Below are 19,426 nucleotides of genomic sequence, written 5' to 3' on the forward strand. Positions count from 1 at the left end.
CAGGAATCGGAGATGTGCTATGTCTGATACCAAACGTAATACCATCGGCAAGTTCGGCTTACTTTCACTCACCTTTGCCGCGGTTTATAGTTTTAATAACGTTATCAACAATAATATTGAGCTGGGTCTGGCATCCGCACCGATGTTTTTCCTCGCGACGATCTTCTACTTTATTCCGTTCTGCTTAATCATCGCTGAATTTGTTTCGCTGAATAAAAACTCCGAAGCCGGTGTCTATGCATGGGTGAAAAGTTCGCTGGGCGGACGTTGGGCATTTATTACCGCCTACACCTATTGGTTCGTTAACCTGTTCTTTTTTACCTCGCTGTTACCCCGTGTTATCGCCTACGCCTCATATGCTTTTTTAGGCTACGAATACATTCTGACGCCGTTCGCAACCACTGTGTTAAGTATGGTGCTGTTTGCCTTCTCCACCTGGGTTTCGACCAACGGCGCAAAAATGTTAGGACCAATTACTTCGGTCACCTCCACATTGATGCTGCTGCTGACCCTGTCCTACATCCTGCTGGCGGGTACTGCGCTGGTTGGCGGCGTACAGCCTGCTGACCCTATCACCGTAGACGCAATGATCCCGAATTTTAACTGGGCCTTCCTCGGTATCACCACCTGGATCTTTATGGCGGCAGGCGGTGCGGAGTCGGTGGCAGTGTACGTCAACGACGTCAAGGGCGGGTCCAAATCGTTCGTGAAGGTTATTATTATTGCCGGGATTTTTATTGGCGTGCTCTATTCCATCTCCTCGGTACTGATCAACGTCTTCGTGAGCAGCAAAGAGCTGAAATTTACCGGTGGTTCGGTACAGGTATTCCACGGTCTGGCGGCATACTTTGGCCTGCCGGAACTGATCGTTAACCGCTTTGTTGGCCTGGTCTCCTTTACCGCGATGTTCGGCTCTCTGCTGATGTGGACCGCAACGCCGGTGAAAATTTTCTTCTCTGAAATTCCGGCGGGTATTTTCGGTAAAAAAACCGTCGAACTGAATGAAAATGGCGTTCCGGCCCGCGCAGCCTGGATTCAGTTCCTGATTGTTATCCCGCTGATGATTATCCCAACGCTCGGCTCCAATACCGTGCAGGATTTAATGAACACCATCATCAACATGACAGCCGCCGCATCGATGCTGCCGCCGCTGTTTATTATGCTGGCTTACCTGAATCTGCGCGCAAAACTGGACCACTTACCGCGCGACTTCCGTATGGGTTCGCAAAAAACCGGCATTATTGTGGTATCGATGCTGATTGTCCTTTTCACCATCGGGTTTATTGCCTCGACCTTCCCGACCGGTGGTAACATCATGACCATTATTTTCTATAACGTCGGGGGGATTGTTATTTTCCTCGGTTTTGCCTGGTGGAAATACAGTAAATACATCAAAGGGCTAACCAAAGAAGAAAAAGCTATTGAGGCGGCTCCCGCGTCAGATATTAATTAAAATATCAATAACGATTAGAGCTGTCTGTTTTCTTGCTCACCTGAAATACAATGTGAAATTAAATATACAGACTTGCAGGGCATTTATTGCCCTGCAAGTCTGTTGCGTATTTTCATTATTTGCAGAAAAGATTCGTCCACCAGCGGCCGCAACGTGTGAATCGATACCCCTTGCCAGAAGGAGGTTTAGCAACCCAGAACGCTCTGCGGCATTTATTTAACCCCCAGATGCCGCCACAGTTTGTCCAGCGGCATTGTCGCCAGCGCCACACACTCATCGGCGGCGCCATACCAGACGTGCAGCGTCTCATCGCGGATCAGCGCCCCACAGGTGAACACCACGTTGCCGAAGAAGCCTTCGCGCTCGTAGGGCGCATCTGGCTCCAGCAACGGCACCGGTGATTTCGCCAGAATTTGGGTCGGATCGTTGAGATCCAGCAGCAGCGCGCCGAGGCAGTAGCGCTGATCGGCATCCACACCGTGGTAGATCTCCAGCCAGCCGCGATCGGTTTTTAATACCGGCGCGCCGCCGCCTGATTTACGGCAGTCCCAGGCATCGCCGGACCGTCCCAGCAGGTGGCGATGGTTGCCCCAGTGCAGCATATCCGGCGACTCGCAGATCCAGATTTCCGGATGACCGAAGTGACACGGGGCCGGACGGGTCAGGGCGTGATATTTACCGGCGATCTTTTCCGGGAAAAAGCAGACGTCGCGGTTGTCCGGGCAGAGGATCAACCCTTTTTTCTCCACCGTGACAAAATCTTTGGTCACCGCCAGCGCGGTAGAAATCCCCAGCGACGACACCGCCGAGTAGTTGATGTACGCGGTATCATCGATGCGGGTGATCCGCGCATCTTCGCAGCCGAACTCTTCATATTGCGTATCGGCGATGATAAACGGCTGGCTGTCAATCCGGAAGTTCACCCCATCGCGACTGCGCGCCAGACGCAGATGCGACATGGAGGTCAACCACACCCGCGCCGGATCGCTTTTCAGCACGATCACCCGCGGATCGCTGAAATCATAGCGTTCATCGCGACGATCGAAACTCGCGGTGGCCTGTACCCAGCCCGCATCGGTTTTTTCCAACAGCGGTACGACACGCTGCTGCGGGTCGGAATTGATCACGCTTTCCGCCACCCGCAGCAGCAAAACGATCTCTCCGTCACACTCCGTTACGCCAGCATTGAAAACACAATCGACCTTCCTGCCGGGCAGTGAAGGCGTCACGTCCGCCGGGGTAATCAACGGGTTTTTACTGTGCCTGTCCATGTACTCTCCTTTTGATCAAACATTGATTCTTGCCAATCCATTGCGCGTCCTCTCCGTACAGCACTTCAGCCTCAATCTCCTGCCACGGATTGCGAACGGGCGCACCAAAGTTGATGGCGACCCAGACCTGCTCCGCCGCCGTCGAACGGGTAAACCAGACGCATTCGTCAGTGAGGTCGAGCGAGTCCTGCTGTCCCTGATGCAGCGCCGCAACGCGGCGGCGCAGGGCGATAAGCCGTCGGTACTGATGCCAGAACGATGTCTCATCCTGCTGCTGGCGCTCCGCGTTAATCAGGGCGATATCGCCGCCGACGGGCATCCACGGTGCGACGGAGGAAAATCCGCCAAAGGGGGCGTCGCGCCAGGGCAGCGGCGCGCGCGAACCATCCCGCGAATGTTCAATAGCCAGCGCCAGCGCCTGCTGTGGGCTGCTGCCTGCGGCAAGGGCGGTGCGGTAATGGGTTTTTCCCTGAATATCAAAAAGCTGCTCTGCCGTTTGCGGACGGTAGTCGGTCACCCCCAGCTCTTCTCCCTGGAAGATAAACGGCACGCCGCCCACCGTTAGCTGGAGCGCCAGCACCGCCAGCGCCCGCCCGGTATCGCGCTCGTTTTCGCCAAAGCGGCTGATCATCCGCGACATATCATGGCTGGAGAAAAACAGCGTTGGTAAACCCGACTGCGCAGCCAGCGTGGTTTTTAACTGGCTGAAAAGACGGGAAACATCAAAGGTTTTCTGGCTACCGATATTGAAATTAAACACCACGTCCATCAGCTGCGGGCTTTGATAGCGGCTGAGCACGTCAGGGTCTTCGCTGCCGATTTCGCCAATCAGGAAATAGTCCCCCTGCGCCCGAACATGGGCACACAGCCGTTGCAGCGTTTCAGGGAGTCGCGGCTGATTGATGTCAAATTCATGGCGCTGCTCGCCGTTCTCTTCCGGGTTATCAGGCCCAATGCCGTCGGTAATAAGAAAGTTGATGACGTCAAAGCGAAAACCGTCCACCCCCTGCGTAACCCAGAAATCCACCACCCGGTAAATTTCCTGTTCCACCGCGGGGTTGGCCCAGTTGAGATCCACCTGGCCGGGCGCGAATTTATGGTAATAAAACTCGCCGGTGTCTGGCTCAGCGGTCCACGCGCTGCCGGAAAAGAAAGAACGCCAGTTATTCGGCTGGCGGCGAAAAAGGAAATAATCACGATAGCGGCTGCCCGGATTATTCCACGCATCGCAAAACCAGGGATGTTCTGAGGAGACGTGATTGACCACCAGATCGATAATCACCCGAATGCCTCTGGCGTGACAGCCGTCAACCACCCGGCGAAAATCGTCGAGAGTGCCGAAACGGGCGTCAACGGCGCAGTAATCGCTGATATCGTAGCCGTTATCCACCAGCGGAGAGGGATAAAACGGCGTGATCCACACCGCGCCGATGCCCAGCGCCTGCAAATAATCCAGCCGGGAAATCAGGCCCGGAAAATCGCCCAGCCCGTCGTTATTGCCGTCGCAAAACGAAGGCAGATAAATTTGATAGCAGGTACACGCCTGCCACCACGGTTGCTTTTTCACCGTCACGTTCCTTATTTCAGTGATAACGACATGCCTTCGAGGAAGTATTTTCTGAACAGAATAAACAGGACAACGATTGGCAGCATCTGCACCACCGACCCCGCCAGCACCGGTCCCAGGTAGATGCCGTAGGATTTGCTGAAGGTGGCGAGCAGCACCGAAAACGGCATTTTGTCCACTTCGCGCATCACGATCAGCGGCCAGAGGAAGTTGTCCCATGAGCTGGAAAAGGTGAACAGTGCGACAATCGCCAGAATGGATTTATTCAGCGGCATCATCACATGCCGCAAGATCCCCCACAGGCTGGCGTGATCGAGCCTTGCGGCATACAGGTAATCATTCGGCGTGCCTTTAAAGCTCTGCGAAACCATAAAAATGCCCCAGGCGCTCATCGCATACGGCAGGATCATCGCCCCGTAGCTGTTGATCAGCCCCAGTTCACGCATCAGGACAAACTGTGGAATGATGAACATAAAGACCGGGAAAACCATCTGCACAATCAACAGGTTGCGAAACGCATTTTTGCCGCGAAACTCGGTTTTCGCGACGGCATATCCCACCAGCATTGAGGTCAGCGTGACGCAGACGGTAATGGTGAGCGACACGAACAGCGAGTTAACCAGGGTGCGCAAAAAAGGTTTGTCCGCCCGGTTGCTGTTATCGAACAGAAAAGCGTAATTCTCCAGCGTCAGATGACCGGAAAACAGCCCGGTCGTGTAGATTTGCGCCGTCGGTTTCAACGAGGAGATCACCATCCAGATAAAAGGATAGAGCCAGGTGAGCGCCAGCAAAAACATCACGGCGTGAATGAGCAGCGTTAAGGGAGTCAGTTTCTTCATTCACACAATCTCGATATGTTTTTCGAATACTTTGCGGAAGACCCAGATGGCGAGGAAACTGCATGCCGCAACGATAATCGACATGGTCGCCGCCCAGGTTGGCTTCATTTTCTGGAACGCCACTTCATACATCACCACCATCGGACTGGTGGTGCTGTTGAGCGGCCCGCCGCCGGTGATAAGATACGGCTCGGTAAAGATGCTGAACGCCACGGTAATCGCCAGCACCATCACCATCACGATTTGCGCGTTCATCATCGGCAGGGTAATCGCCCAACTTTGCTTAAACTTCCCGGTTTTATCCAGTTGCGCCGCGCTGTAAATATCCGCGGGGATCGCCACCATCCCGGAATAGAGAATCAGCCCGTAATAACCGACGAATTTCCAGGTAACAATTAACGCAATGGATAACATGGCGCAGTCAGGGTTGGTAAACCAGGGCACAGAGATGCCGAAACTGGCCTGTAAAAATTGATTGACCGGCCCGTATTCGCTGAACAGTTTTGCAAAGACGATGGAATAGGCCACCCCCGAAGAGATATTCGCCAGTAAAAAGCTCAGGGCAATAAAACTTTTCCCGTACTTAATTTTTCGTAATCCCGCGGCAAACAGCAGCGAGGCAAGAAAGACAATCGGGATATACCACATTAAAAAACGGCACACGTTCCACATCGATTGCCAGAATAACGCGTCATGAAACACGCCAATGATATTCTGTAATCCGCTAAACGTCGGCGTGCCAATAAATTGCCAGTTCGTCACGCTGAGCACGACCAGCCAGCACAGCGGATAAAACCAGAACAGCAACGAATAACCGATCCACGTGGAGGCCAACAGGCCTCCGGTGCGGGATTCATATCCAGCCATTTTTTCCCCTTATTTCGCCAGCAATGTGTTAATTTCCTGCGCGGATTTATCGAGGGTGGCTGCCGGATCGGCGTGGTTGAAAATGACCTGCTCCAGCATCTGCGTCATGCTGCGCTGAATCTCCGTGGTTTGCGTAGTGGCCGCTGGCGGCAGCGCGACGTCCACGTAAGATGCGATCGCCTTCTCCAGCGGGTTTTTCTCAAAGTAATTCACAAACAGCGGATTACTCATTAAATCACTGCGTGCTGGCGGCATACCGGTCAACTCCAGCCAGCTCCGGTCGTGCTCGGCGTTGTTAAAGACCCACTGAATAAACGCCCACGCCTGCGCTTTGCGCTTGCTGGAACTGAAGATCACCACCCCTTTGCTGTCGCCGAACGTATACGGGTGAGCGTCGCCTTTCTCGGTGAGCATCGGCCCAATTTGCAGCGTTTTGAGGATCTCCGGATACTGCTTGTGATAGCGAGCGATATCCCACGGACCGCGCGCGGACGCCAGCACCTGTCCAGTCGCTAACGGATCGTCGGCGGCGGTGAAGTCGTAGCTGCTCCACTTGCTGTTAAAGACTTTCCCCATAAAGGTCAGTACCGCCTGTCCGGCAGGATCGGCAAACGTCGCCTGATGACCCGCGAGGTAAGGTTTACCGCCGTTTTGCGCATAATAAAGCGGAATAAAATCGAACCAGCGTTCCCACCAGTTTTTCCCGGCTGTCATCTGGATAACATAGCCGTTATTATCCGCCGCCCGGCGCTCTGCCAGCTGATAAAGCTCATCATAACGGGTCGGAACATGGTCAAAACCATACTGCTTGAGTAAATCGCCCCGCCACCACCAGACGATAGGATTAATATAGATTGGCAGAACATGTTGCTCGCCGTTTAATTGCCAGGCAGGAATAATTTTGCCCATCTGTCGGTTATTAACGAGTTCATTAAAACCGCTCATTTTAGACAGGTCTTCAAGCTGACCAATTTCCACCAACTGGCTGGCAAAACCGATAAAAATATTACTGGAAATATCGGGTTCCGTGCCGGAAGCCAGCGCGTTCATTATTGCCTCTTCAGAACTGCTGGCGGCAGGAATGGGCGTAAATTCGACCGGGGTATGCGCCGGGTCTTTATTCCATTCTTTAACCATAGTATTCCAGAAGGCTTCTTCATTTTCGTTTGGTGCCACCCACATTTTAATTGGCGTTTTTGCTGTCTCTGCGGATTTTTTATCATCCGGACCGCAGCCAGAAATACAAAATGCGAATAGTACACAGGCTGTTAATTTAGCTAATTTTACAACTCTCACGATAACTCTCCATTTACTTTCAATAAGTATTGATTTACCGCTACCCTGCTATTGAATGGAGCGTAAATTAACACCCCCTTTTTATGTTTAACGTTAAACAAATCACAAAACGATTTTTGTTTAACGTTAAACTTTGCATCAACGTTCAACGCAATGGACGATAGAAATAAATAATTCACGTCAATATATAAACCCAGCAAATATATTAAACATGAAAATAAACGTTAATGATAATAAAGATAAGAAACGTATTACGATAAAATCATTGGCCAAGATTATGGGTATTTCCCATACCACGGTGTCGAACGCATGGAATAATCCGGAAAAATTATCTCCGGAGCTGCGCCAGCGAATTTTGCAATATGCCAGCGAGCTTGGCTTTCAGGGACCGGACAAGCTGGCGCGCGCGCTGCGTACCGGCAAATCTGACACCATCGGCGTGATATTCAACGACTCTATGAGTTACGTGTTTATCGATCCCCACGACATTGCGCTGATGCGGGGGATCGCCGTCCAGTGTGAAGAACAAAACGTCAATCTGGTCTTGATCCCTTTGCGTAAGCGGCAACAGACGCCGCTCAACACCCTAGTTGATGGCTATATTCTCAACGCCACGCATAACAATGCGGCCATGATCCAGCACGCGCTGGCTCATGGGCGTCCGGTGGTCACGCTCGATTTTCAGTTTCCCGACCACAGCAGCGTCTCCATCGATAACGCCTGCGCCATGCGCGATATTGCCCGCTATCTGGCCGATAAAGGTCATCGACATTTCGGCATCATCGCCTTTCCGTCACAGCCCTCGGCGCAGGGAATGTGCGATCTGACCGCCCCCGTCACCGGCGACAACCTGCTGATGCTCTCCCGCGTGAATGCCTGCCGGGAGGTTTTCCAGCAGCGCGGCTTCGCCCTTGATACGTGCTGGCTGTATCAAACCCGACACGATGAAGAACACGGCGAACAGGCGGCCAAAGCGTTACTGGAAACCCATCCGGAGATCACTGCGCTTATCTGCCTTTCCGATCGCTTCGCCGTCGGCGCGATCCACTACTGCCAACGGCAGCAGCTGGCGGTTCCGCAGCGGGTTGCCGTTACCGGTTTCGATAATCTCGCCGTTGAGGTGGCGGGAATACGCCTGACCACCATCGCGCAAGACGCGGAAAAGAAAGGGGAAATGGCCGTCAAATTGCTGCTCACCAGAGGACCGGTGACCCACTATGAATTGCCTTACCAGCTCATCATTCGGGAGTCAGCCTGACTCATTAATTACAGAAGAGTAGATTATGGATGAACTAACCTGTTTTAAAGCCTACGACATTCGCGGTGAGGTTGGCGTCAACCTGACGCCGGATATCGCCTTTCGCATCGGTCGCGCTTACGCCGCCTGGCGCCATCCGCGCCGGGTAGTGATCGGCGCCGACATTCGCCTTAGCTCGGAATCGTTAAAATCCGCCGTGACCGACGGGCTGATTTCCAGCGGCGTGGATGTTATCGACATTGGTCTGTCAGGCACCGAAGAGATCTATTTCGCCACCCGGGAACTGCGTGCCGACGGCGGCATTCAGATTACCGCCAGCCATAACCCGGCGCAGTACAATGGTATGAAACTGGTGCGCGAAGAGGCGCGTCCGATCAGTAACGACAACGGCCTGCTGGAGATAAAAGCGCTGGCGGAGCGCAATGACTTTGCTCCGATTGTCCATCGTGGCAGCCTCATCCCTTATGATAATCGCCCCGCCTGGATTGCCTGCCTGCTGCGCTTCCTTCAGCATCCGCCGACTCGCCCGCTACGTATTGTGACCAACGCCGGACATGGCACCGTCGGGCCTGCGCTTGACGCGATCGCCGACGGACTGGCCCGTGCGGGGGTTCAGATTGAGTTTATTCGCCTGCACCATCAGCCGGACGGTCATTTCCCCGCAGGCGTGCCCAATCCGATGCTGACGGAAAACCGCCTCATCACCCAGCAGGCGGTTATCGAGAATCAGGCTGATTTCGGCATCGCCTGGGACGGCGATTTCGATCGCTGCTTCTTCTTTGATGAGTGTGGCCGCTTTATTGAGAGCTACTACCTGGTTGGCCTGTTCGCCGAGCACTTCCTGCAACGCTCCGCAGGCAGTCACATCATTCTGGACCCGCGGCTGACGTGGAATACGCTGGACGTTGTAACTCGCTGCGGCGGAATCCCGGTCATCAGCAAAACCGGGCACGCCTTTATCAAAGCGCGGATGCGCGAAGAGGACGCGGTCTACGGTGGAGAAATGAGCGGCCACCACTACTTCCGCGATTTTGGCTATTGCGACAGCGGGATGATCCCACTGGTATTGCTGCTGCAAATTATCGGCAGCGACAGCCGTCCGCTGTCGGCGTATATCGAACACGCCCAGGTACGCTTTCCGGTTTCCGGCGAAATCAATCTGACGGTGGCCGATCCGCAATCGGTCATGCAATCCATCGCCTCTCACTATATGCAAGCCGGCGGCCTGCGTGACGATTGCGACGGGTTGAGCATCGACTTCGTTGACTGGCGCTTCAACTTACGCGCCTCCAACACCGAGCCGCTGCTGCGCCTGAACGTGGAAACCCGCGCGGATACGGCACTGCTGACGCGCAAAACCGATGAACTTTTAACGCTGATTGCAGCCTGGGATTCTGACAAGGAGAGGTTATGACCACGCTAAGCCTGAGCAATATTCATAAAGCATGGGGCAAGAACACCATCATTGAAAATCTGTCGCTGGAGATCGCCTCCGGGGAGTTCATTGTGCTGGTTGGCCCTTCCGGATGCGGGAAATCCACGCTGCTGCGGATCATCGCCGGACTGGAAATCCCCGACGGCGGTAAACTGGTGATGGGGGGAAAAGAGGTCACCAGGCTTGCGGCGGGCAAACGCAACCTGTCGATGGTGTTTCAGTCCTACGCCCTCTACCCGCATATGACCGTCAGGGAAAATCTGTCATTCGGTTTACGTAATATCAATACGCCCGCCGCCGAGATTGATAAGCGGGTAGCTCACGCCGCCAGCATGCTGAAGCTGGAAGAGATGCTGGACAGGCTGCCGCAGAATCTGTCCGGCGGGCAGCGCCAACGTGTGGCGATCGGGCGTTCTATTGTCCAGCAACCGGAACTGTTTCTGTTTGATGAACCGCTGTCTAACCTGGATGCCGCGTTGCGGGTCGGGATGCGCCAGGAGATCCAGCAGCTGCATAACACCCTGAAAAACACCATGATCTATGTAACGCACGATCAGGTGGAGGCGATGACGCTGGCCGATCGCATCGTGGTGCTTTACAAGGGAAAAATTGAGCAGGTGGGCACGCCGCTGGCGCTGTATAACACCCCGGCAAACCTGTTCGTCGCTGAGTTTATCGGCACGCCGAAAATCAATGTTCTGCCAGCGGTATGGCGTGAAGGCGCACTGCATATCGCCGATAACCTCGTCTTCCGCCTCACCCGTCAGCCCGTAGGCGTTAGCGACGGGGACAAACTGTTTGTCGCCATCCGCCCGGAGCATATGCAGTACCAGCAGACCGGGGATTTCACATTGCAAGGTCGTACCCGGCTGTGTGAATTACAGGGCGACTCCACGCTGGTGTGGTTGGATTTGGCCGGCCACCCCGTGTGCCTGAAGTCTTTTCAACAGCTTAGCTTCATGCCGGATACACCGCTTACGCTCACCGTACAAGAGTCGCACCTGCACCTCTTTGACGGTCTGGGTAAACGACTGGCGTTCTGACCCACTTGCCCTTGCGTCCGCAGGGGCATTTTTTGAATCCCATCACAATCACGGCATTCCCCTTTTCCCTTTTACGCGGCGACGGCTAAATTATTAACTCATCCGACCACATAACAATAATTTTACATACTGGACACCTTTATGAGCTATCCGTCGCTGTTCGCCCCGCTCGATTTAGGCTTCACCACGCTTAAAAACCGCGTGCTGATGGGTTCAATGCATACCGGGCTGGAGGAGTATCCCGACGGTGCAGAACGGCTGGCCGCGTTCTACGCCGAACGCGCCCGTCACGGCGTAGCGTTAATTGTGAGCGGAGGTATTGCGCCTGCGCTTTCCGGCGTGGGGATGGAAGGCGGCGCGATGCTGAACGACACCAGCCAGCTTGCACATCATCGCGTCATTACCGACGCCGTGCATGACGAAGGCGGCAAAATCGCCCTGCAAATCCTGCATACCGGGCGTTACAGCTACCAGCCGCATCTGGTGGCACCTTCTGCCATTCAGGCGCCAATCAACCGCTTTACGCCGCATGAGCTGACGCACGATGAGGTGCTGCAGTTGATTGAAGATTTTGCCCACTGCGCTCAACTGGCGCGGGAAGCAGGCTATGATGGCGTCGAAGTGATGGGCTCGGAAGGCTATCTCATCAACGAATTCCTGACTCTGCGCACCAATCAGCGCAATGACGAATGGGGCGGCGAGTATGCCAACCGCATGCGTTTTGCCGTGGAAGTGGTGCGCGCGGTACGCCAGCGTGCCGGTAATGACTTTATTATTATCTTCCGCCTGTCGATGCTCGATCTGGTGGAAAACGGCGGAACCTTCGACGAAACCGTCCAACTGGCGCAGGCGATAGAAGCCGCAGGGGCGACCATTATTAACACCGGTATTGGCTGGCATGAGGCGCGTATTCCCACTATTGCCACCCCGGTGCCGCGCGGTGCGTTTAGTTGGGTGACACGAAAGCTGAAAGGGCATGTGACGATCCCACTGGTCACCACCAACCGCATTAACGATCCTCAAGTCGCCGATGACATTCTGGCCCGTGGCGATGCCGATATGGTGTCGATGGCCCGTCCGTTCCTCGCCGATGCCGAACTGCTGTCAAAAGCGCAAACCGGACGAGCGGATGAGATCAATACCTGTATCGGCTGTAACCAGGCCTGCCTGGATCAGATCTTCGTCGGCAAAGTCACCTCTTGCCTGGTGAATCCGCGCGCCTGCCATGAGACCAAAATGCCGATCGTTGCCGCCACTGTGCCGAAAAATCTGGCGGTTGTCGGAGCAGGTCCTGCAGGCCTCGCCTTCGCCATAAATGCCGCCGCACGCGGTCATCACGTGACGTTGTTTGACGCGCATAGCGAGATTGGCGGACAGTTTAATATCGCTAAGCAGATCCCCGGCAAAGAAGAATTTTATGAAACCCTGCGCTACTACCGCCGGATGATCGATGTGACTGGCGTGTCGCTGAAGCTGAATCACTTTGTCAGCGCACGCGATCTGTACCCCTTCGATGAAGTGATCCTCGCCAGCGGGATCGAGCCACGTATGCCACCGATCGAGGGGATCGCGCATCCTAAAGTGCTGAGCTATCTCGACGTCCTGCGCGATAAAATGCCGGTGGGCAAACGCGTAGCGATCGTTGGCTGCGGCGGGATCGGTTTTGATACCGCCATGTATTTGAGCCAGCCCGGTGAGCCCACCAGCCAAAACATTGCGGAATTCTGCGTGGAATGGGGGATCGACACCAGCCTGCAACAGCCTGGCGGCTTACGCCTGGAAGGCCCGCACTTATCCCGCAGCCCGCGCCAGATAGTGATGTTGCAGCGCAAAGCCAGCAAACCGGGACAAGGTTTAGGGAAAACGACGGGCTGGATCCATCGCGCCACCCTGCTCTCACGCGGCGTGAAAATGATCCCGGCAGTTAGCTATCAGAAAATTGATGATGATGGGTTACACGTCGTGTTGAACGGTGAACCGTTGATCTTTAACGTGGATAACGTGGTGATTTGCGCCGGACAAGAGCCGCGCCGTGAACTGGTTGATCCACTCCACGCAGCAGGTAAAACGGTACATCTGATCGGCGGCTGCGATGTGGCGATGGAGCTGGATGCCCGGCGCGCTATTGCCCAAGGGACGACGCTGGCGCTGGAAATTTAACAGTATGTATTTCGTAGGCCGGATAAGGCGGTCACGCCGCCATCCGGCACACACGATTAGCGGCGGCGACCGGTTTTGACCGCTTTTAGCACCACGAATTTATTATTGGTGGCGATGGTCACGCAGTTGCCGAAAATCTTTTTCAGCTTGTGGAAGTAGTCAAGGTGACGGTTAGCCACAATGTACAGCTCACCGTTGATTTTCAGGCAGCGGCGAGCGTGGTGGAACATCTCCCAGGCAATGTTATCCGTCAGCGCGTGCTTCTGGTGGAACGGTGGGTTACACAGCACGGCGTTAAAGCGGAACGGTTCGACGCCCGACAGCGCGTTGTTGATCATAAACTCACAGCGATCCAGCGCTTCAGGCATGTTACTTTCCACGTTCAAGCGGCTTGAAGCCACCGCCATCGGCGATTCATCAACAAATACCACGCTGGCTTCCGGGTTCTTCGCCAGCAGCGTCATACCGATGACGCCGTTACCACAGCCGAGGTCAACAATCTCCGCTTCGAGGTTTTCCGGCAGATGCTCGATAAAAAAGCGCGCGCCGATATCCAGTCCGGTACGGGAGAAGACGTTGGCGTGGTTATGGATAGTCCATTCGGTACCTTCCAGCTTCCAGCTTAGCGTTTGCGAGGCAGCGGCCAGCTCAGGTTTGCTGAACGTACAGTTGATTAAACGGGCTTTTTTCCACGCCAGCGTCGTGGTGGTTGGACCCAATACTTTTTCAAACAGCTCCAGCGTCGAGGTATGCACATCACGCGCTTTTGCCCCGGCGATGATACGCGTTTGCGGCGTTACCACTTCGCGCAGTGCGCGCAGTTGCTGCTCCAGCAGCGCCATGGTTTTTGGCAGCTTAATCAGCACCACGCCCGGCGCCTGCGGGTAGTCAGCCGTACTGTCGAGGAACTTGACGCTCGACTCGGCAATATCGTTATGACGCAGGTTCTCGCGTGTGGCAAGTTCGCTGAGATAAGAATCGCCAATGCTGTACGGCGAATGTTGCGCCAGCGCACAGCCCAGCGCGCCAAAGGTATCATTCAGGATTAGCACCGGGCCGCTAATCTCGGTATCGTCCAGCTGTTGCAGCAGATATTCATCTGCCGCTTCCCACGCCAGCAGCGGGTTAACGTCATCCGTTTCCGGGAAACGTTTAAGTGACAGCGAACGGAAACCGTTGTCTATGTGGCTCATCGGCCCTCCTGAATGGTAAAATTTCGGCGTATCCCTGAAAAGGGTGCGTGAGTATACACTTTTTATGATTGGCATGGGCAAAGATGAACCAACTAACTTATCTCCAGGGCTACCCGGAACATTTGCTTTCTCAGGTGAGAACGCTGATTGCTGAACAGCGTCTGGGCGCAGTGCTGGAGAAGCGCTATCCGGGGACGCATGATTTCGCGACCGACAAAGCGCTCTGGCAATATACTCAGGACCTGAAAAATCAGTTCCTGCGTAATGCCCCGCCGCTGAATAAAGTCATGTATGACAGCAAGATACACGTTCTGAAGAATGCGCTGGGGCTGCATACCGCCGTATCTCGCGTGCAGGGCGGTAAGCTAAAAGCCAAAGCGGAGATCCGCGTTGCCACCGTGTTTCGCAATGCCCCTGAACCTTTTTTACGCATGATCGTCGTTCATGAACTGGCGCATCTGAAAGAAAAAGAGCACGACAAAGCGTTTTACCAGCTGTGCTGTCATATGGAGCCTCAGTATCATCAACTGGAGTTCGATACCCGCCTGTGGTTAACGCAACAATCGTTAAAGCAAACTGCGTAGTCGCGCACTGGCTTTGTCTTCAGAGCATGCTAAATTGACGAAAGGATCCCTTTTCGCAGCCTGAAGGCCATTATGATACGTTTCGCAGTAATTGGCACAAACTGGATCACCCGCCAGTTTGTCGATGCCGCCCATGAAACCGGCAAATATAAGTTAACCGCGGTCTATTCCCGGAGCCTTGAACAGGCGCAGACCTTCGCCAACGATTACCCCGTCGAGCATCTGTTTACCTCACTGGAAGCGATGGCGCAAAGCGAGGCGATCGACGCCGTCTACATCGCCAGTCCAAACTCCCTGCACTTCCCGCAGACCGAGCTTTTTTTGCGGCACAAAAAGCATGTTATTTGCGAAAAGCCGCTGGCCTCAAACCTGGCGCAAGCCGAAGCCGCTATCGCCTGCGCGCGCGAAAATCAGGTCGTGCTGTTTGAAGCGTTTAAGACCGCCAGCTTGCCTAACTTCCTGCTGTTGCAGCAATCTCTACCCAAAGTCGGAAGAATCAGGAAAGCGTTTATTAATTACTGCCAGTACTCCTCGCGTTACCAGCGCTATCTGGACGGTGAAAATCCGAACACGTTTAATCCGGCGTTCTCAAATGGCTCGATCATGGATATCGGTTTTTACTGCCTGGCCTCAGCGGTTGCGCTGTGGGGTGAACCGCAAAGCGTTCAGGCCAGCGCCAGTCTGCTGGAAAGCGGCGTAGATGCCCACGGCGTGGTGGTGATGAATTACGGTGATTTCAGCGTCACACTCCAGCACTCAAAAGTAAGCGACTCGGTGTTAGCCAGTGAAATTCAGGGCGAGCAGGGATCGCTGGTGATCGAGCATATCTCCGAGTGTCAGAAAGTGTGCTTCGTTCCTCGCGGGGGGAAAACCCAGGATCTGACGACGCCTCAGCACATCAATACTATGCTGTATGAGGCAGAGGCTTTTGCTCATTTGGTTGAATCCGGCGAAGTGGATCACCCCGCACTGGCCGTCAGCCGTATCACCGCCAAACTGCAAACAGAGATTCGCCGCCAGACCGGCGTGATTTTCCCGGCAGATGAAGCGGTAACATCGCTGACTGCGTAAAGGTATGTAAAACGAATGTTGCAGGCCATTGACTGAATGCATGGCCTGTAATATTTTGTAACCCGCAAAGGGGAGTAACTTCGTTGTCGGTTGATCGTCATTACGATGTGTGAAAAACCACATCCGGTCGCCGGGCGATAACAAAGGAATACGCCATCGTATTCCTTTGTTGTTGTAAGTGAGACCTTGCCGAATGGCAAGGTCTATGCATAAAAAGCAGCGGCTAACGTCATTCGGCGTTGGCCGTTTTTTTTATGCATGGGGAAATACAATGAATACTGTCGGCACACCGTTGTTATGGGGTGGCTTCGCTGTCGTGGTGGTAATTATGCTGGCCATCGACCTGCTGTTGCAGGGTCGTCGTGGCGCGCATACGATGTCGATGAAGCAGGCTGCGGCCTGGTCAATCGTTTGGGTAACGCTGTCGTTACTGTTTAACGCCGTCTTCTGGTGGTACCTGGCACAAACCCAGGGCCGCGCCGTTGCCGACCCACAGGCGCTGGCGTTCCTTACCGGCTATTTGATCGAAAAATCGCTGGCAGTAGATAACGTCTTTGTCTGGTTGATGCTGTTCAGCTACTTCTCCGTACCGCCTGCGTTGCAGCGTCGGGTACTGGTGTATGGCGTGCTGGGAGCCATTGTTCTGCGTACGATCATGATCTTCGCCGGCAGTTGGCTTATCACCCAATTTGAGTGGCTGTTGTACGTGTTCGGTGCATTCCTGCTGTTTACCGGCGTGAAGATGGCGCTGGCGAAAGAAGATGCTTCCGGTATTGGCGACAGACCGTTAGTACGCTGGCTGCGCGGTCATTTGCGCATGACCGATACCATCGAAGATGAAAAATTCTTCGTGCGTAAAAACGGCCTGCTGTTTGTTACGCCGCTGATGCTGGTGTTGATTCTGGTTGAGCTGAGCGACGTCATTTTCGCCGTCGACAGTATTCCGGCAATCTTTGCCGTCACTACCGACCCGTTCATCGTGTTGACCTCAAACCTGTTTGCTATTTTAGGTCTGCGCGCAATGTACTTCCTGCTAGCGGGCGTGGCGGAGCGTTTCTCCATGCTGAAGTACGGTTTGTCGGTCATTCTGGTGTTTATCGGTATTAAGATGCTGATCGTCGATTTCTACCATATCCCGATCGCTATCTCGTTAGGCGTGGTATTTGGCATTCTGTTTGTGACGCTGATTGTGAACGCCTGGGTCAACCACCAGCACGATAAAAAGCAACAAATACAGTAAGTTTCATCTGCTAGCTGAAAAGCCCGACAGCACACTGCGTGCGTCGGGCTTTTTGTTTATCATGTCAAAATAATGTTAACTCAAAGTTATAAAATATGATCTCAACGCGAAATCCAGGATATTTCGCTTCCAGAACCCTGTTCTTTCCTTATACTCAGCCATGCAAACATTTGCCTCATCCTGAAAGATGCGTCTACAGAACGCACAAAGGCAGGGCAACAACACAATGAAAGGATTACTACATGACTACGCAACGTTCATCGGGGCTATTCTCGCGCCTGGCGCAAGGGAGCCTGGTTAAACAAATTTTGATCGGTTTGGTTCTGGGGATTTTACTGGCACTGGTGTCAAAACCTGCGGCAGAAGCCGTTGGTTTACTGGGTACTCTGTTCGTCGGCGCGTTAAAAGCCGTCGCACCAATTCTGGTTCTGATGCTGGTAATGGCTTCTATCGCCAACCACCAGCACGGGCAAAAAACCAATATCCGCCCAATCCTGTTCCTCTACCTGCTCGGAACATTTTCCGCAGCGTTAGCGGCCGTTGTCTTCAGCTTCGCCTTCCCATCGACACTGCATCTTTCCAGCAGCGCCAGCGATATCGTACCGCCGTCCGGCATTATTGAAGTGATGCGTGGCCTGCTAATGAGCATGGTTTCTAACCCAATTGATGCACTGCTTAACGCCAACTACATCGGCATCCTGGTTTGGGCCGTCGGTCTGGGCTTTGCGCTGCGTCACGGTAATGAAACGACCAAAAATCTGGTCAACGATATGTCCAACGCTGTTACCTTTATGGTGAAGCTGGTGATTCGTTTCGCGCCGATCGGTATCTTCGGCCTGGTCTCCTCCACGCTGGCAACCACCGGTTTCGCCACGCTTTGGGGCTACGCACATCTGCTGACCGTGCTGGTAGGCTGTATGCTGCTGGTAGCGTTGGTGGTCAACCCGCTGCTGGTATTCTGGAAAATTCGCCGCAACCCATATCCGTTAGTGCTGGCCTGTCTGCGTGAAAGCGGCGTGTACGCCTTCTTTACCCGCAGCTCCGCGGCAAACATTCCGGTGAATATGGCGCTGTGTGAGAAGCTGAACCTGGATCGTGATACCTATTCGGTGTCTATCCCGCTGGGAGCTACCATCAATATGGCTGGCGCGGCGATCACCATTACCGTGTTGACGCTGGCGGCGGTAAATACGTTGGGTATTCCGGTCGATTTACCGACGGCGCTGTTACTGAGCGTGGTGGCTTCGCTGTGCGCCTGCGGCGCATCGGGCGTGGCGGGCGGTTCTCTGCTGCTGATCCCACTGGCATGTAATATGTTCGGTATCCCGAATGACATCGCCATGCAGGTCGTTGCCGTTGGCTTTATCATCGGCGTATTGCAGGATTCCTGTGAAACGGCGCTGAACTCTTCTACAGACGTCCTGTTTACCGCTGCGGCCTGCCAGGCTGAAGACGAACGTCTGGCAAATAACGCCCTGCGCGGCTAATCTCTGCCCCTCTGTCACCGGACGGAGGGGTTCTCTTCTTGTACGCTTTTTTCAATTTTGAATGGATCAATTCCGCGTTTTTGCATCCGCCGGAAGCGAATAATGTTCAGGCCGTTCATCACCAGAAAACTACCTTCGATCATCGTCCCACCAATCGATCCCAACCAGAAATTATGGATAACCCAACAGGCGGTTGCGCACCACATTACGCAGCGCACGGTCAGCCCCTGGCAGCGAAACAGCGCCCAGGTGCTGGCCAGCGTGCCAATAATCGGCAACAGCTCCATCGCATGCTGTAATTTCGCCAGCCCGAGAACCAGGGTGAGGATAATAAAAACGGTCATTACCCATAGTTTGCGGGTATGCATCGAGACGAGTGTGCGGATGGTGTTTAGCTCTGCACTCATTCCCGCAGGCCAGGCGCCCATCAGAAAAAAATGCACGCCAATGGTGGCGCTGTAGACGGCAAGTTGCAGCCGGAAACGGCGCTCATCTCGATTGAAAAAGGTGGTAATGCCGATCAAAAAGGCGATGACACCTACGCCCTGGGCCAGCCAATACGCGGTCATGGGAGATCCTTGTGAGGAAACGCAAAAACAAACGGCGCTCCATATTATGAAACGCCGTTTTTAAAATCCACTCCATTTCGATTACCCAAAAGA

The 19,426-nt window shown here is 54.0% G+C and carries 16 protein-coding genes; 9 read left to right on the forward strand and 7 right to left on the reverse strand.

The genetic code is table 11. The annotated features are described in order from the left end of the window. Positions 1-19 precede the first annotated feature (19 nt). Positions 20-1,453 (forward strand): amino acid permease, encoded by a 1,434-nt coding sequence (locus WC7_RS05295; protein WP_016154598.1) that lies wholly within the window; start codon positions 20-22, stop codon positions 1,451-1,453. 212 nt (positions 1,454-1,665) lie between these two features. Here the strand turns inward: WC7_RS05295 and WC7_RS05290 are convergent, their stop codons facing one another. From WC7_RS05290 to WC7_RS05270, 5 genes are read right to left on the reverse strand one after another with little or no spacing between them, the layout of a single operon-like run. Further along, complete coding sequence (locus tag WC7_RS05290; protein WP_016154599.1) at positions 1,666-2,724, reverse strand: glycoside hydrolase family 130 protein; 1,059 nt, start codon at positions 2,722-2,724, stop codon at positions 1,666-1,668. Then, positions 2,708-4,291 carry an alpha-glucosidase gene (locus tag WC7_RS05285; RefSeq protein WP_016154600.1) on the reverse strand — a complete coding sequence of 528 codons (1,584 nt, stop codon included), beginning with the start codon at positions 4,289-4,291 and terminating at the stop codon, positions 2,708-2,710. Before WC7_RS05285 ends, WC7_RS05290 begins: the two co-directional genes overlap by 17 nt. Positions 4,292-4,302: 11 nt before the next feature. Next, complete coding sequence (locus WC7_RS05280; RefSeq protein ID WP_016154601.1) at positions 4,303-5,130, reverse strand: carbohydrate ABC transporter permease; 828 nt, start codon at positions 5,128-5,130, stop codon at positions 4,303-4,305. Further along, positions 5,131-5,997, reverse strand: a complete 867-nt coding sequence (locus WC7_RS05275) for a carbohydrate ABC transporter permease (protein ID WP_016154602.1) — start codon at positions 5,995-5,997, stop codon at positions 5,131-5,133. 9 nt (positions 5,998-6,006) lie between these two features. Further along, on the reverse strand, positions 6,007-7,293 hold the full coding sequence (locus tag WC7_RS05270; protein WP_016154603.1) for an ABC transporter substrate-binding protein: 1,287 nt from the start codon (positions 7,291-7,293) through the stop codon (positions 6,007-6,009). A 211-nt stretch (positions 7,294-7,504) separates the two neighbouring features. Between WC7_RS05270 and WC7_RS05265 the strand changes: the two genes are divergently transcribed. The 4 genes from WC7_RS05265 to WC7_RS05250 all read left to right on the forward strand — a co-directional run bounded on the left by WC7_RS05265 (position 7,505) and on the right by WC7_RS05250 (position 13,189). Beyond that, entirely contained in the window at positions 7,505-8,551 is a 1,047-nt protein-coding gene (locus WC7_RS05265) for a LacI family DNA-binding transcriptional regulator (RefSeq protein ID WP_016154604.1), read from the forward strand. A gap of 25 nt (positions 8,552-8,576) precedes the next feature. Continuing rightward, entirely contained in the window at positions 8,577-9,965 is a 1,389-nt protein-coding gene (locus WC7_RS05260; RefSeq protein ID WP_016154605.1) for a phosphohexomutase domain-containing protein, read from the forward strand. After that, positions 9,962-11,029, forward strand: a complete 1,068-nt coding sequence (locus tag WC7_RS05255) for an ABC transporter ATP-binding protein (RefSeq protein WP_016154606.1) — start codon at positions 9,962-9,964, stop codon at positions 11,027-11,029. Before WC7_RS05260 ends, WC7_RS05255 begins: the two co-directional genes overlap by 4 nt. A gap of 141 nt (positions 11,030-11,170) precedes the next feature. Next, positions 11,171-13,189, forward strand: coding sequence for an oxidoreductase (locus WC7_RS05250; protein ID WP_016154607.1), 2,019 nt, complete (start codon positions 11,171-11,173; stop codon positions 13,187-13,189). A 56-nt stretch (positions 13,190-13,245) separates the two neighbouring features. Here the strand turns inward: WC7_RS05250 and rlmG are convergent, their stop codons facing one another. Further along, positions 13,246-14,382 (reverse strand): 23S rRNA (guanine(1835)-N(2))-methyltransferase RlmG, encoded by a 1,137-nt coding sequence (gene rlmG, locus WC7_RS05245; protein ID WP_016154608.1) that lies wholly within the window; start codon positions 14,380-14,382, stop codon positions 13,246-13,248. 83 nt (positions 14,383-14,465) lie between these two features. Between rlmG and WC7_RS05240 the strand changes: the two genes are divergently transcribed. The 4 genes from WC7_RS05240 (at position 14,466) to sstT (ending at position 18,764) form a co-directional block, all read left to right on the forward strand. Next, the gene (locus WC7_RS05240; RefSeq protein ID WP_016154609.1) at positions 14,466-14,966 is read left to right on the forward strand and encodes a M48 metallopeptidase family protein; all 501 of its coding nucleotides are present in this window, start codon (positions 14,466-14,468) and stop codon (positions 14,964-14,966) included. 72 nt (positions 14,967-15,038) lie between these two features. Next, entirely contained in the window at positions 15,039-16,037 is a 999-nt protein-coding gene (locus WC7_RS05235) for a Gfo/Idh/MocA family protein (protein ID WP_016154610.1), read from the forward strand. 271 nt (positions 16,038-16,308) lie between these two features. Then, complete coding sequence (locus WC7_RS05230; protein WP_016154611.1) at positions 16,309-17,277, forward strand: TerC family protein; 969 nt, start codon at positions 16,309-16,311, stop codon at positions 17,275-17,277. 242 nt (positions 17,278-17,519) lie between these two features. Then, on the forward strand, positions 17,520-18,764 hold the full coding sequence (gene sstT, locus WC7_RS05225) for a serine/threonine transporter SstT (protein WP_016154612.1): 1,245 nt from the start codon (positions 17,520-17,522) through the stop codon (positions 18,762-18,764). A gap of 14 nt (positions 18,765-18,778) precedes the next feature. Here sstT and WC7_RS05220 read toward each other — a convergent pair whose 3' ends face one another. Then, positions 18,779-19,333 (reverse strand): YgjV family protein, encoded by a 555-nt coding sequence (locus WC7_RS05220; RefSeq protein WP_016154613.1) that lies wholly within the window; start codon positions 19,331-19,333, stop codon positions 18,779-18,781. Between the last annotated feature and the right edge of the window lie 93 nt (positions 19,334-19,426).

It is taken from the genome of Citrobacter sp. KTE151 (assembly GCF_000398845.1).
In the GTDB taxonomy this organism is placed as follows: domain Bacteria; phylum Pseudomonadota; class Gammaproteobacteria; order Enterobacterales; family Enterobacteriaceae; genus Citrobacter; species Citrobacter braakii.